Annotated in this window: 13 protein-coding genes and 1 pseudogene; 7 read left to right on the top strand and 7 right to left on the bottom strand. The window is 65.0% G+C overall.

Annotated elements, in window-relative coordinates:
• Positions 1 to 118 precede the first annotated feature (118 nt).
• Genes ACQCVD_RS11180 through ACQCVD_RS11150 form a run of 7 tightly spaced genes read left to right on the top strand, consistent with a single transcriptional unit; the run spans position 119 to position 7,067 of the window.
• Positions 119 to 2,185 carry a prolyl oligopeptidase family serine peptidase gene (locus ACQCVD_RS11180; RefSeq protein ID WP_426823845.1) on the top strand — a complete coding sequence of 689 codons (2,067 nt, stop codon included), beginning with the start codon at positions 119 to 121 and terminating at the stop codon, positions 2,183 to 2,185.
• On the top strand, positions 2,178 to 3,560 hold the full coding sequence (locus tag ACQCVD_RS11175; protein WP_426823844.1) for a M1 family metallopeptidase: 1,383 nt from the start codon (positions 2,178 to 2,180) through the stop codon (positions 3,558 to 3,560). The genes ACQCVD_RS11180 and ACQCVD_RS11175 overlap by 8 nt, the downstream gene beginning before the upstream one ends.
• Before the next feature lie 11 nt (positions 3,561 to 3,571).
• Entirely contained in the window at positions 3,572 to 4,792 is a 1,221-nt protein-coding gene (locus ACQCVD_RS11170) for a hypothetical protein (protein WP_426823843.1), read from the top strand.
• Positions 4,793 to 4,803: 11 nt separating this feature from the next.
• Complete coding sequence (locus tag ACQCVD_RS11165; RefSeq protein WP_426823842.1) at positions 4,804 to 5,625, top strand: glycosyltransferase; 822 nt, start codon at positions 4,804 to 4,806, stop codon at positions 5,623 to 5,625.
• Between the two features lie 21 nt (positions 5,626 to 5,646).
• Complete coding sequence (locus ACQCVD_RS11160; protein WP_426823841.1) at positions 5,647 to 6,360, top strand: glycosyltransferase family 2 protein; 714 nt, start codon at positions 5,647 to 5,649, stop codon at positions 6,358 to 6,360.
• Positions 6,357 to 6,704 carry a DUF2304 domain-containing protein gene (locus tag ACQCVD_RS11155; protein WP_426823840.1) on the top strand — a complete coding sequence of 116 codons (348 nt, stop codon included), beginning with the start codon at positions 6,357 to 6,359 and terminating at the stop codon, positions 6,702 to 6,704. Before ACQCVD_RS11160 ends, ACQCVD_RS11155 begins: the two co-directional genes overlap by 4 nt.
• Positions 6,705 to 7,067: a hypothetical protein gene (locus ACQCVD_RS11150; protein WP_426823839.1), complete on the top strand. Its 363-nt coding sequence runs from the start codon at positions 6,705 to 6,707 to the stop codon at positions 7,065 to 7,067.
• 51 nt (positions 7,068 to 7,118) lie between these two features.
• Here the strand turns inward: ACQCVD_RS11150 and ACQCVD_RS11145 are convergent, their stop codons facing one another.
• The 7 genes and pseudogenes from ACQCVD_RS11145 to ACQCVD_RS11115 all read right to left on the bottom strand — a co-directional run.
• On the bottom strand, positions 7,119 to 7,511 hold the full coding sequence (locus ACQCVD_RS11145) for a hypothetical protein (RefSeq protein WP_426823838.1): 393 nt from the start codon (positions 7,509 to 7,511) through the stop codon (positions 7,119 to 7,121).
• Between the two features lie 81 nt (positions 7,512 to 7,592).
• Positions 7,593 to 8,534 (bottom strand): NAD-dependent epimerase/dehydratase family protein, encoded by a 942-nt coding sequence (locus ACQCVD_RS11140; RefSeq protein WP_426823837.1) that lies wholly within the window; start codon positions 8,532 to 8,534, stop codon positions 7,593 to 7,595.
• A gap of 438 nt (positions 8,535 to 8,972) precedes the next feature.
• On the bottom strand, positions 8,973 to 9,605 hold the full coding sequence (locus ACQCVD_RS11135; RefSeq protein ID WP_426823836.1) for an MBL fold metallo-hydrolase: 633 nt from the start codon (positions 9,603 to 9,605) through the stop codon (positions 8,973 to 8,975).
• A 3-nt stretch (positions 9,606 to 9,608) separates the two neighbouring features.
• Complete coding sequence (locus ACQCVD_RS11130) at positions 9,609 to 10,715, bottom strand: S-(hydroxymethyl)mycothiol dehydrogenase (protein WP_426823835.1); 1,107 nt, start codon at positions 10,713 to 10,715, stop codon at positions 9,609 to 9,611.
• Between the two features lie 278 nt (positions 10,716 to 10,993).
• Positions 10,994 to 13,024 carry a glycoside hydrolase family 3 protein gene (locus ACQCVD_RS11125; RefSeq protein ID WP_426823834.1) on the bottom strand — a complete coding sequence of 677 codons (2,031 nt, stop codon included), beginning with the start codon at positions 13,022 to 13,024 and terminating at the stop codon, positions 10,994 to 10,996.
• 205 nt (positions 13,025 to 13,229) lie between these two features.
• Entirely contained in the window at positions 13,230 to 13,631 is a 402-nt protein-coding gene (locus ACQCVD_RS11120) for a VOC family protein (RefSeq protein ID WP_426823833.1), read from the bottom strand.
• Between the two features lie 343 nt (positions 13,632 to 13,974).
• A pseudogene (locus tag ACQCVD_RS11115) lies at positions 13,975 to 14,078 on the bottom strand (IS982 family transposase); the annotation flags it as partial.

Raw genomic sequence — 14,078 nt, 5'->3', positions numbered from 1 at the left:
CGACACCACCGCCCACCCCGAAGCCGCGGGGTGAGCGGTGGTGTCGTCGTATTCCCCCGCAGACCGCTTCCCGACCTGCGGCACCGTGTCCGGGGTGCCACGTAGACTTCGTTACACCATGAAGAACACGACGCCCTCCCCCTTTGACCCCACCACCGTGTCCCCGGAACACCTGGAACCCATCGACTCCCCCGAGGCCCTGGAATGGGCCGAGGACTGGTCCGCGCGCACCGAAGCGGACGTCGACGATCATCCGCTCCGGGCCTCGTTGCGGGAACGCATCCTGGCGGCGTTGAACACCGATGACCGCATTCCGTACGTCACCCGCCGCGGCGACCGGCTCTTCAACTTCTGGCGCGACGCCGAGCATCCCCGGGGTTTGTGGCGCACCACCGATCTAGACTCCTACCTCTCCGGGGAGGCGACATGGGACGTGCTCATCGACGTCGACCGGCTCGCCGCGGATGAGGACGAGAACTGGGTGTGGAAGGGCGCCATCGTGCACCGCCCCGACAATGACCGCGCCCTGGTCCGGCTCTCACGCGGTGGCGCGGATGCGGTGGTGATCCGGGAATTTGATCTGGCAACGGCAACGTTCCTCACCGACACCGCATTCACCCTCCCCGAAGCCAAGACGGATGTCAGCTGGCTCGACCCAGACACCCTGCTGGTGGGCACGGACACCGGGGAAGACTCACTGACCTCCTCCGGTTACCCCATGCAGGTCCGTTGCTGGCGGCGCGGCACTGATCTTGCCGACGCTCCGGTGGTCGCCGAGGGAGAGCACCACGACGTCGCCATCGGTGCCGGGATGGACCACACGCCCGGCTTCGAACGGATCACCGTGACCCGGGCACTGGATTTCTACCGATCGCGGACCTGGGTCGGCCCCACGACGGAGAGCCTCACGGAAATCGACGTCCCGGACGACTGCGAGGTCACCACCCACCGCCAGTGGCTGTTCCTCCTGCCCCGGCAGGATCTCGGCAGCCTCAGTGGCGGCTCCCTCGGCGTGATCGAGCTCGACGCCTATCTCGCAGGCTCCCGGGACATCCAGCCGGTGTTCACCCCGGATGAACGAAGTTCCCTGCAGTCGATGGCCCTGACCGAGCATCACCTGGTGCTCACGGTGCTGCGCGATGTCGCCACCGAGATCCTGGTGATGGACATCGCAGATCCGACCGGGCCGCAGCAGACTCTCGACCTCCCGGAACTCGCCACTGCTCAGGTGGTGGCCACCTCCGCGCTGGACGGCGACGAACTCTGGCTGAATGCGGCCACCTTCACCGACCCGGCCACGCTCTACCGACTGGACCTGGCCGAGTCCCTGAGCCCGACGGAGGTCCGGCGCTCCCCGGTCCTCTTCGAGGCGGACGGCCTGGAAACCCGCCAGCACTGGGCCACATCCGCGGACGGCACGAGAATCCCCTATTTCATCACCGGCTGCTTCGACGGCCAGCCGCATCCGACCCTGGTGGGCGGCTACGGCGGCTTCGAGCTCTCCCTCACCCCTGGCTACGCGGGCATCAAGGGGCTGTCGCTGCTGGAGGGTGGTTGGTTCACCGTGACCCCGAATCTGCGCGGGGGCGGCGAATTCGGACCTGCCTGGCACTCCCAGGCGGTCAAGCTGAACCGTCGGAAGGTGTTCGAGGACCACCGGGCCGTGATTGAGGACCTGCACGCCCGCGGCTACACCACCCCGGAGCTCACGGCGATCCGCGGTGGTTCCAACGGCGGACTGCTCACCTCCGGAGCACTCACTCAGTACCCGGAGCTGCTCGGGGCCGCGGTGACCCAGGTGCCACTGACGGATATGCTCCGCTATCACACCTGGTCAGCGGGGGCGAGCTGGATGGCCGAGTACGGTGATCCGGAGGTGCCGGAGGAGCGCGCCGTCATCGAGTCCTACTCACCCCTGCACAATGTGGTCCCCCGGTCCGATCGCCCGTACCCGCCGGCTCTGGTGACCACCTCCACCCGCGACGACCGGGTGCATCCGGCACATGCCCGGTTGTTCGCCCGCCGACTGGCCGAAGCCGGGCAACCCGTCGACTACTTCGAGAACACCGAAGGCGGGCATGCCGGGGCCGCGGACAACACTCAGGTGGCCCGGGTCGAATCGCTGGTCTACACATGGTTGCTGGATACGATCACGCCGCAGGTAACATCACGCAGTGATGACTAGCAACAGACTGCGCTCTACTCCGGTCCCGGGTACCCGGGACGTGTACACCGGAGTCGACTTCAACCTCGGCTTCCACGTCCGTTCCTATGAGCTGGATCTGGAGTACCGAGTCTCCCCCAATCACCTGCGGGGCACCGCCGTCTTGCGGCTGGACAACTACGAGCCGCTGAACCAGCTGACCCTGGACTTGGCGGAGACCCTGCGGGTGCATCGGGTCACCGCGGCCGGGACCGCTGGTCACCACATCAAGGTCTCGCGGTTCCGGCAGTCCGGCGGGAAGCTGCGGATCAGTTTTGCCCAGCAGGTTCCCGTCGATCAGGAATTCTCCCTGACGATCCGCTACAGCGGCGTGCCCCGGCCACTGCGGACGGCCTGGGGTGAGATCGGCTGGGAGGAACTGGACAATGGTTCCCTGGTTGCCTCCCAGCCCTGCGGTGCCCCCAGTTGGTTCCCCTGCGATGACACACCGGACGAGAAGGCGTACTACGACTTCCAGGTCAGCGCGGACAACCCCTACACCGTGGTCGCCAACGGTGAGCTGATGGGCAAGAAGGTCTCCGGATCCCGGACGAACTGGCACTACCGCACGGAGCACCCCATGTCCACCTACCTGGCCACCGTGCAGGTCGGCGAGTACGACACGCTCACGTTGACCGCCCCCGGCGCGCCGGTCCCGGTACTGGCCTACGTCCCACCGGAGTTGAAGAACTCCTTCCAGGTGGACTTCGCGGATCAGGTGAAGATGCTGGAGGTGTTCACCGAACTCTTCGGCCCCTACCCCTTCGAGCACTATTCCGTGGTCATCACCGAGGATGAGCTGGAGATCCCCCTGGAGGCCCAGGGTCTGTCGATCTTCGGGGCGAATCACGCCAGCGGAGAGAACAACTGGACTCGGTTGATCGCCCATGAGCTCTCGCACCAGTGGTTCGGCAATTCCCTGGGCCTGGCGCAGTGGAATGACATCTGGCTGAACGAGGGTTTCGCCTGCTATGCCGAATGGCTATGGGATGAGAAGGCCAACGGCATCCCCGCGGCGACGTCGGCCCGCCGCCACTACCGGGGTCTGTTCTTCAAACCGCGCACCATCCTGCTCGCCGATCCGGGCACCCGGCTGATGTTCGACGACCGGGTGTACAAGCGCGGTGCAATCGCGGTGCACGCCATCCGCTGCCTACTCGGCGATGAAGCCTTCTTCACCATGGTGCGCCGCTATGTCGCCGCCGGCCGCCACTCCGTGGTGGAGCCGCTCGATCTGCAGCGTGAGGTCCACCGTGTCTGCCGGGAGTTCGGTGTCCCGGAACCGGAGTTCGAGCAGCTCTGGCACGACTGGCTGGATGACAAGTCCCTACCGGCCTTCCCCGAGCCCCGCGCGTAGACTGCTCCGACATGCGTTCGCTCAGTCTGGCCACCATCTTCGCGGCCGCCTCGGGTTTCATTGTCCTGATCGTCGCCGCCGGTGCCCTGGGGTCGGAGGGGTACAACGAATTCCAGGCTTACTGGGCCCTGTTCTTCGCCCTGACCGGATGCATTGACGGCGTCATGCAGGAGACCACCCGCGCTGTGTCCGTCTCCCGGGAAACGGGCAGGCGGGGGTCGGGGCGGCCATGGCGTCTGGGCGGCCTGGTCGCGGTGATCGTCCTGGTAGCTGTCCTGCTCACCGGTGCCCTGTGGATCGGTCTGCTGCTCAGCGAACAGCGGACCAGCGCCGTGGGACTCATGGCCTTCGGACTGGCGTCCTACAGCTTCCAGGCGGTGCTCTCCGGGATCCTGTCCGGCCTCGGGCTGTGGAACCAGTACGCCTGGTTGCTCGCCCTGGACTCCGGTATCCGGCTGCTCCTGGCGGTTCTGGCGTGGGCGGCCGGGCTGGGAATGTGGGTCTACATCCTGCTGACGGTGATCGGCGCGGCCAGCTGGTTGGTGGTTCTCGCGGCCTCGCCCACCGCGCGGCAGGCTCTCGCGGCTCCGATCGACGTGTCCGGTCGTGCGTTGGCCCGCCGGGCCGGCTCGGCGATGCTGGCCTCCGGCGCCTCCGCCGCCCTCATCACCGGCTTCCCGGTGTTCGTGCAGGCCACCTCGACGGAAACCGCCGGGGCGGTGGTGACCATCTCCGGAATCATGATGGCGGTCACGCTCACCCGCGCCCCGATTCTGGTTCCCCTGCAGCGCTTCCAGTCCGCGCTGATCGTGCGGTTCGTCGAGCACCGTGACCGGATCTATTCGGCACTGGTCAGGCCGGTTGCCGCCGTACTCGGCCTCGGGGTCTTCGGCGGTGTGCTCGCCTGGCTGATCGGCCCCTGGATTCTCCGGATGCTGCCGATCGATCAGGGCTTCGAGGTTCCCGGCCTCATCCTGGCCATCCTGACCTTCGCTTCCGCATGCACCGGCTCCCTCATGATCACGGGGGCCGCCACCCTGGCGGTCGAGCGGCACCGGCCTTATGTGGCCGGTTGGATGAGCGCCTCGGTCATTGCGTTCGCCACCCTGATGCTGCCGCTGCCTCTGCACATCACCGTGTGCATCGCGCTGATCCTCGGCCCTGTCGTCGGTGGCGGGGTGCATGCGGCTGCGCTGCGTGGTGCGAGCCGCAGCACCACGGCCGTCGACTAAGATCTGGCCGCATGCCCACGCTTTCCGTCCTGGTGACCGTCTACCACAAGATCGAACCTGAGGAGCTGTCGGCGAGCCTGGCCAGTCTGGCTGCCCAGACCCGCCCGGCTGAAGCCGTCGTGATCGTCGAAGACGGTCCCCTGGGAGACGGCCTGCGGGAGGTCATCGACGGTTTCCTCGCCGAACGCCCGGAATCCCGGGTCGTTCGGCTGGCCCGCAACCAGGGTTCCGGTCCGGCTTCCGCCGCCGGACTGGAAACCATCACCACCGATCTTTTCGCCCGGCAGGACGCTGATGACATCTCCAACCGTGAGCGTTTTGAGCGGCAACTCAGGTTCTTCGAGGAGCACCCCGACGTCGATGTGCTCGGGACCGCAGCCGCTGAGTTCCGGGAGAACACCGACAATGTGGTCGGCGTCCGTCGGCTCCCCACCGGACACGGTGAGATCGCGGGGTATCTCAAGATCAACAACCCCATCAGCCACCCCACGATGATGGTGCGCACCGCAGCCGTCACCGAAACGGGCGGATACCGGGCAGTGCACCACATGGAGGACTACGATCTCATGGCCCGTCTGCTCTCCCACGGCTACCGGTTCCACAACCTGCCCGAACCCCTGGTCTACTTCCGGACCTCGGACGCCCAGTTCGCCCGCCGGACCGGAAAGGGGATGTTCGCGGCGGAACGGCACATGCAGCGTAACCTGGTCTCCTACGGGCTGATCTCACGGCCGAGATCCTGGGTGAATCTGATGATCCGCAGTCTCTACCGCGCCCTGCCGAAGCAGCTGATCGCGCGGGTCTACGGCACGTTGTTCCACGGCAGAAAATAAGTGGGCTAGCATAAAGCCATCATGAACGACGTCGCAGCATCCCAGGAGTTTCGGGACACCTGGCTGATCATCCCCTGTTTCAACGAGGGGACGGTCATCCAGGACGTCATCGAAGCAGCCCGGGAGACCTTTCCGAATATCGTCGCCGTCAATGACGGTTCCAAGGATGACTCCGCCGCGCGGATCCACGCCGGCGGCGCCCACCTGGTGGACCACCCGGTCAACCTCGGCCAGGGAGCCGCTATCCAGACCGGTGTCGAGTACGCCCGCAGGCAGCCGGGCGCGAAGTACTTCGTCACCTTCGACGCCGATGGCCAGCACCAGGTCAAGGATGTGGTGACCATGGTCGCCCGCCTGCGGAAGGAGCCGCTCGACATCATCGTGGGAACCCGCTTCGGCCGCCCCCGCTCCGAGGATGACCAGGTTCCCTGGATCAAACGTCTGGTGCTCAAAACCGTGGTACTGCTCTCCCCCACCACCCGCAAGCTGGGGCTCACGGACGCCCACAACGGCCTGCGGGTGTTCAACCGGACCGTGGCCGAGCAGATGAACATCCGGATGAACGGGATGTCCCACGCCTCCGAGATCGTCTCCATGATCGCCGACAAGAACTGGCGGGTCAGCGAGGAGCCGGTGGACATCCTCTACACCGAATACTCGATGAGCAAAGGGCAGTCCCTGCTCAACGGCGTGAACATCCTCACTGACGGTCTGCTCGCAAGGAGGCTCCCGTGACCATCATCATCCAGCTTCTCCTGCTGTTGGGCGTGCTCGCACTCGCCTACTATTTCCTGAGCAACCGACGGAAGGCCCGCGCCAAGGCCTGGGTCAAACTCGGCTTCGCGATGTTCCTGCTCGTGAGCATCTGGGCGATCCTGCGTCCCGATGATCTCACCGTGATCGCCAACTGGCTCGGGGTCTCCCGCGGCACGGATCTGCTGCTCTACGCGATCGTCGTGGCCTTCATGTTCGTCACCGTCAGCTCCTACATGCGGTTCCGGGAGCAGGAGCTGCGCTACGCCCGCCTGGCCCGCGCCGTCGCGCTGCAGAACGCCGTGAAACCGGAGGACGAGTACTAGATGTCCCGGAGCCGGATCCTGCTCGGCGCCGGACTCTTGGCGCTCGGCGTCGGCCTCGGCGTGGGCGGCACGATGATCGCCACGGACGACGAGCCCGAGATCGTCCGCCAACCGCTGCCCCTGACCGAGGAACAGATGGCCGCAGAGCCCTTCACCGATGAGGTGGGCACCTACACCACGCAGTGCGATGTGGTCTACACCGGCAGCAGCGAACGCATGGGGGTCATCTGGGGCAACCACACGGAGGCCGAAACTTCCGAAACCATGACTGGACAGTACCTCTCCCAGTTCGGCCCCGAGGCCGAGATCGCCGACTGCGGCAGCCTGCACGAGTACCACTCACCGGGAATCTTCCGGTACTGACATGGAGCTTCACGACGCCCCGTAGTGCTCCGGAAGTGCGCAGCTGCGCACTCAGCCGCGGTGCCGGCGCCAGCCCAGCCACCACTGCAGCAGCAGGCGACGGAACAGGAGGCTCAGCCCGGCGATCAGCGTCGCCCGGCCAGAGTAGGCGACCAGTCCCAGACCGATCTCCACGCCGACACCCCAGAATCTGACGTAGAAGCCCACCAGGAAGGCGAACACCGTATACCCCAGCAGAATGATCTCGGGGAAATAGGTGTTCGCCGGGAACACCGGCGCGATGATGGCGATGACCAGGGCGAGCAGCGCGCATTGCAACCAGAGCCACAGCTCAATGTCCCCGCCCACGGAGGGACGGGTTTCCCAGGAATCAGGGTAAGCGGCCTGCTGGCGGCGGTGTGCCAACCACAGCAGGCCGGCGAGGACTATCTCCGGCAGCGGCACCGCCCCTAACGGATACCACCACAACGATCTGCCCGGTGCTGCATTCCTGGGTGGCCTCACGTCACGCTCCCGCCGGGAACGCTAGTTCTGTTCGCCGCGGAAGAAGTCCACCGTCCGTCGCACGCCCTCCTCGATGCTGATCTCCGGCCGCCAACCGAGCACCTCGGTGGCTTTGGCGTGGGAGAGACAGGAGCGCGGAACGTCACCCAGCCGGGCGGGAGCGAATTCAGGGTCATCCGCTGCACCGGCTGCCCCAGCCACCAGGGAGTGCAGTTGCCGGTCAGAGGTCTCCACCGACGTGCCGATGTTGAAGCGTTCTCCCCCGCCGACCTCACCGGAGGCCAGGTAGAAGGCGCGAACGACGTCCCCGACGAAGACGTAGTCCCGGGTGTTGCCGCCGTCGCCGAAGACCTTGGTCGGCTGTCCATTGAGCAGACGCTGGGAGAAGATGGCCACCACTCCGGCCTCACCGTGTGGATCCTGACGCGGGCCGTAGACATTCGCCGGTGCGATGTGCGAGCACTCCAGGCCATAGAGGTGACGGTAGGTGTTCAGGTAGATCTCGCCGGAGACCTTGGAGGCCGCGTACTGCGAGTAGGGGTCCACCGGCTGATCCTCGCCGACCGGCAGCTGGTCGGTCTCGCCGTAGATGGAACCGCCGGAGGAGGTGAACACGATCTTGCGCACTCCGTTCTTGCGCGCTGCCTCCGCGATGCGGATGGTGGCCAGGATATTGGTCTCAGCGTCGTGGATCGGGTCCTTAACGGACTCGCGGACGTCGATCTGTGCGGCAAGGTGGAAGATCACCTCGGGAGTGTGCTCGGCGAGCAGCTCCTCGAAGTCCACCTCCAGCAGATCCGCCTCAAGGAAAGTCAGCTTCCCGGTCTCCTTGGCGGAGGTCAGGTTGGCCAGCTTGCCACGGGAGAGGTTGTCCACCACGACCACGTCGTGCCCCTCCGCGATGAGCAGGTCGGTGAGGTTGGAACCGATGAAGCCGGCACCGCCGGTGACGAGAGTACGCATGCCTAAACTTTAACAGCGCCGGACGGTCTGACTCAGTGCCAGCAGCATGAACCGCGCATTGAGGGTGCCCAGACCCGAGCTACTGGGGTAGCTGAGCCACTCCTGCCCGTGGGTCTATAGCGCCGGGAAGATCATCCCGGCAGAGACCAGGCAGTAGAAGCACACCGGAAGGAGATCCCCGGGAGTCCGCAGGGGCGATGGCCTTCCGGCTCCCCGCGATCCGGACGTTCCGGTGCGTCCCAGAGGACGCCGGAGGACCACGCAGGTCGGCGTCAGGGTAGACCGGCCGCCGTCCCCGCGCCGCTTGGAGACCGCGCTGGTGGCCGGCGGCGGTCCGGCCGGTGCGGACATGAAAAATTCAGCGCCGCCGGGTGGCGGCGCTGAATTCAGGCGAATCCCGGTCAGTACGACAATCTGTGCCGCCGATCGGGTGGCGGGTCAGTAGCCGCGTTTGATCCATTCCTCCAGGTGCGGAGCCTCCGCACCAACGGTGGTGTGGTCACCGTGCCCGGTGCGCACGATCGTCTCGGCCGGAAGATCCAGGATGGAGGTCTTCAGCGAGTCGATGATCGTGTCAAAGGAACTGTAGGAACGGCCCGTCGCCCCCGGCCCACCCTGGAACAGGGTGTCCCCGGAGAACAACTCCTTCGCCTCCGGTAGGTACAGGCACACCGACCCCGGAGAATGACCCGGGGTGTTGAGCACCGTCATGTCCGTCCCCGCGATCTGGAAAACCTGCCCGTCGCTCATCGTCTCGTGCTCGATGCCGTGGTGGGTCTCGTCCCAGAGCATCTCATCGCCCGGGTGCAGCAGGATCGGGGCATCCAGCTTCTCAGAGAGTTCCGGGGCCACGGTGATGTGGTCATTGTGGCCGTGGGTGAGCAGAATGCCCTTGACCTTGCGGTCGCCGACCTTCTCCAGGATCGGGGCGGCATCGTGCGCGGCGTCGATGATGTAGACCTCGGAGTCATCACCGACGATCCAGATGTTGTTGTCGACGTCCCATTCGCCGCCGTCCAGCTTGAACTTGCCGGAGGTCTCGACGTGGTCGATACGCAGTGCATTAGCCATGGTTTACAGGACCACCACCGAACGCAGCACGTCGCCGGCCTTCATGGTGGTGAAGGCCTCCTCGACATCGCCCAGCCCGATCCGCTCGGACACGAACTTGTCCAACGGGAAACGGTCCTGCAGATACAGATCCACATACAGCGGGAAATCCCGCTCCGGGAGGCAGTCGCCGTACCAGGCCGGACGCAGCGAGCCGCCGCGGCCGTAGAAGTCGATCGCCGGGACGTCGATACGCGAGGTCAGGTTCGGCACCCCGACCATGACCATGCGACCGGCGTGGTCGCGGGAGTAGAAGGCCTGCTCCCAGGTCGTCATGATGCCCACGGCATCGATGGCCACATCGGTGCCGAAGCCGTCGGTGATCTCCCGGACCTTGGCCACGACCTCGGAATCCTCGCCCTCACCCGAGAGCTGCGAGGAATCAATGGTGTGGGTCGCACCGAACTCCTTGGCCCACTCCAGCTTCTTCGGGTCAATGTCCACGGCGATGATGGTGGTCGCCCCTGCGATCTTCGCGCCGGCCACGGCGGCCATGCCCACGCCACCGAGCCCGAACACGGCCACGGACTCGCCCAGCTTGGTCTCACCGGTGTTCACGGCTGAGCCCAGGCCGGCCATGATCCCGCAGCCCAGCAGGCCGGCCGCAGCCGGATCGGCGTCCTCGTTGACCTTGGTGCACTGGCCTTCGTGGACCAGGGTCTTTTCCGCGAAGGAGCCGATACCCAGTGCCGGGGTCAGCTCGGTGCCGTCGGTCAGGGTCATCTTCTTCGAGGCGTTGTGGGTGTTGAAGCAGTACTTCGGCTCGCCCTTGCGGCAGGCGCGGCACTCGCCGCACACCGCACGCCAGTTCAGCACGACAAAATCGCCGACCTTGACGTGCGTGACGTCCTCACCGACGGTCTCCACGACACCGGCCGACTCGTGGCCGAGCAGGAAGGGAAACTCATCGGCGATGTCGCCGTCACGGTAGGCGAGGTCCGTATGACAGACGCCGGTGGACTGGATCTTGACGATCACGTCGTTGGGACCGGGGTCTGGAATGACGATCTCGGCCTGCTCAACCGGGGCACCCTTGGAACGGGCGATAATACCGGTAACGGTGGTGCTCAAGGTGATGTTCTCCTTCACAAAACGGGTATCTCGTCCCGAGCCTACCGAGATTTTCAGTTCTCGGCCTTAATGAAAATAAGTTTCCTTATCTCGGCTTCCGCAGACCGCGGTCGGACTTCTCCGGTCGACCTCCGGTCGTTGGGAAACCGCACTGGCTCCCCGCCTCGTGACGCACCACAACTCGGCGGCACCGGGACCCCTGACAACGGCAGCGGCGCCCGCGACGAAAGGGTCCTTCCCATCCGTCACGGACGCCTTTCTGCCCGCTGAACCGTAGATCAGCGGTTGAAGTTCAGGCCGAAGCCGTAGGCGTAATTCTGCCCGTTCCGGTCCAGATACGCGTAGTTTCCGTGCTCCTCCTGAATAACCTTCCCGGGCACGTCCCGCGGAGCGAGGTTGATGACCCGTTCAGACATCGGCACCGTCAGCGGCAACCTGCCCTGCGGGCCCCCGTCTTCGCCACCCAGGGAGCGCAGCAGATTATCGGCGGTGACCCCATAGGTGGCCACGACCGCCGCGGCGGCCGGCTCGATCTCCCCGAGCAGCCAGGGGTTGATCATGTCGACCACGAGGATCGTCGGCACGAGCTTCTCGATTTCCATGATCTGGTCCACATCCACGCCATTGGCGCGCGGGTCCACAGACAGCTGTGCACCTTCCTGATCATCTTCGAACAGGGCTATCTCCGGTCGCACCCAGATCATCGCGACATCGGCGTCCTCCGGCTTGTCCACCAACTGAACGGAGACCTTGAACCGGCGGATGGCCTCCTCCAGCAGCGCCTGCACCCGGTCATCACCGCTGCGTCCGGTGACATAGGCGTAGACCATCTTCACCTCATCGGCGTCGAGAGGCAGCAGCTCCTTGTTGTCCCGCAGCAGAGTCACGGAACGACGCTGGGCACGGGCACCGGCTTCGACATATTCACCGCCACCGATGGTGCGTTCCGCGCGGTCTACGTCCACGAAGGGGTTCTCGAAGAGACCCAGGGCGAACATCTCCTCGAGCAGACGCTGCACCGGCTGATTCAGCTCGGCCTCCTCCAGATGTCCCTCCTGGACCGCAGCGATCAGCTGTGAGGGATCGGCCATGTCAGCGAAGATGTCCGTCCCGGCGCGGACCGCCTTCGCGAAACGTTCGGGGAGACTGAGGTCTTCCACTCCCCACGCCATGGCGTCGATGACTCCGGAATCCGAGTTGACGTATCCGGAAAAGCCCATCTCCTCGCGCAGGAGCCCCTGGAGGAAGGTGGGGTTGAAGCCAAAAGCCACTTCTTCGAACTGGGTGTCCTCCGACTGCCACTGCTCCTGCTTGAGCTGCGGTGCGGAGGTGTTCACCGGTCGCGCATAGTAGGGCATGATCGACGAAGCACCGGCGTCCACCGCAGCCTGGAAGGCGGGCAGGTGGTACCGGTGCAGCGAGTTCTCGGTGGGATAGTCATTGGTCTGCCCCCAGGCGAAGTGGGGGTCGTGACCATCGAAGCGGACGCCGCCACCCGGGAAGTGTTTGATGGTGGTGGCAACGGATGTTTTGGTCAGCTGCTCGCCCTGCATGCCCCGAACCACGGCGGCGATGTAGCTGGCGACCAACTCCGGATCCTCGCCGAACGTACCGCCGAAACGGGACCAGCGCGGTTCGGAAGCCAGGTCAGCCATGTAGCCGTAGAGCTTGTGGATACCGCCGGCCCGCCATTCCTTGGCTATCTGCCGACCGAAGGTTTCCATCAGCTCGGGGTCCCGCAGAGCGGCCAGGCCCAGCTCACTGGGCCACTCGGAGAACACTCCAGCAGAGTCGTTGATGCCGAACTCGGTGCCCAGCCGGACATGGTTGCGCGGGTTGGAGGCAAAGAGGGCCGGAATACCCAATCTGGTCTGCTCGGCAACTTCCTGCACGGCATTGGTCCATTCGGCCAGTTCCTGGGGCTGCAGATTGTCACGGACGATGAAATGGCGCTGCTGCCGCTCATTGATGGCCTTGTCCGTGGCTGAGGTCACCAGCACCGGGGCCGGGTAGGGGTGGCCGTTGATCGGATTGGCGTCGTGGTGCACATCCTTCTGGTTGAGCACCTGCCCATCTTCCGGCTCCGGCAGATGCCGGGAGTACCCGGGATAGTGGGAACCGATGATCATCATCCCGGCCTTCTCGGCCAGATTCATCCGTTCCACCAGATCTGCGGCCCGTTCCGCAGGGCTCAACCGCCAGTCCTCATAGGGGGCGAGCTGCTCATCCCCGTCCAGGTCCCGGAACTCCAGTCCGTCGACGATGAAGATATGACCGGTTCTGGTTCCCAGGATCGGCTGCGTGCTCATGTATGGCGCTCCCGTCGGTTCTGCTCTGCTTCAGTGGATTACGTGACACCAGCCCGCTTGCCGACGCCGTTTCCACCTGCCCGACGGCACCAACTCGGCGCGGTCCGTCGGTTACGGAAACGTCCAGCGATGGGAGCATCGGCGGCGCTGCCCTTGATCTCACCCAACAGTCTACGTTGCGCTCAGGTGAAATCCAGGGAAAAGCTCAGTCCGACTCCCCCGCATAGGTGCCGAAAGAGACAGTGTGACCGTCCGGGGTACGCACTCCGAAGTCACGGGAACCGTAGTCAGTGTTCTGCAACTGCACGGTGATCTCCACCCCCGCATTCACCGCGCGGTCATGCACCCGGTCCGGGTTATCAGTGACGATGTAGATATTGCCCACCCCCGCGGGCTGCATGTCCGGATCGTCCGGCCGGGCGGTGCAGACCATGAGCCTGCCTCCCTCGGGCCAGACCATCTCACTGTGTTGGACGTGCTGCCCGTCTGCGATGAGGACCCCCTCCTCAAAGCCCAGGTTCTTAAGAAACTCACGGAGAGCGAGCGCATTGTCGGAGGTGAACAAGGGCCAGATGTTGTGGTCGGTGCGTGCCGGTGCAGGGCTCATGGTTTTCAGTCTTGCAGTTTGTTCACCGGGCGCAAGGGGGTTGACGTAACGATTCCGTGGCTTTTCGGGGTGGAGCTGGCCGGTGGGTGTGCCAGGAAAGTAGCCACGCCAGCCGTGGGGATCGACGGACGAGAGCCCTGTATGAATGGTCAACCGGTCTTTTTCCGGACTCACCCACCCGGCACGCAGCCCCAACGCCGTCCGAACCGACAAATTCAGTGCAGCAGTAAACCCCAGCCAGAACCGTGTTCTGCCTGGGATTTCATGGAGCCGCCTGCGAGAATCGAACTCGCGACCTTCTCATTACGGGCTCTTCCGGATCTAGATGATTGATTCCGGGGGTTTAGTGGTCGTACGCGATCAGTGACCGCAGCACCGGCTGGCCGGTGGCGTGGTTATGCCAGATCACCGCGGTCAACGCCAACAACCGCCGCACAATCCGACTGA

This window comes from Corynebacterium halotolerans, from assembly GCF_050107895.1.
Lineage (GTDB): Bacteria > Actinomycetota > Actinomycetes > Mycobacteriales > Mycobacteriaceae > Corynebacterium > Corynebacterium halotolerans_B.
Note: the sequence above shows the minus strand (reverse complement) of the source record. Positions and strands in the feature narration are given on the sequence as shown.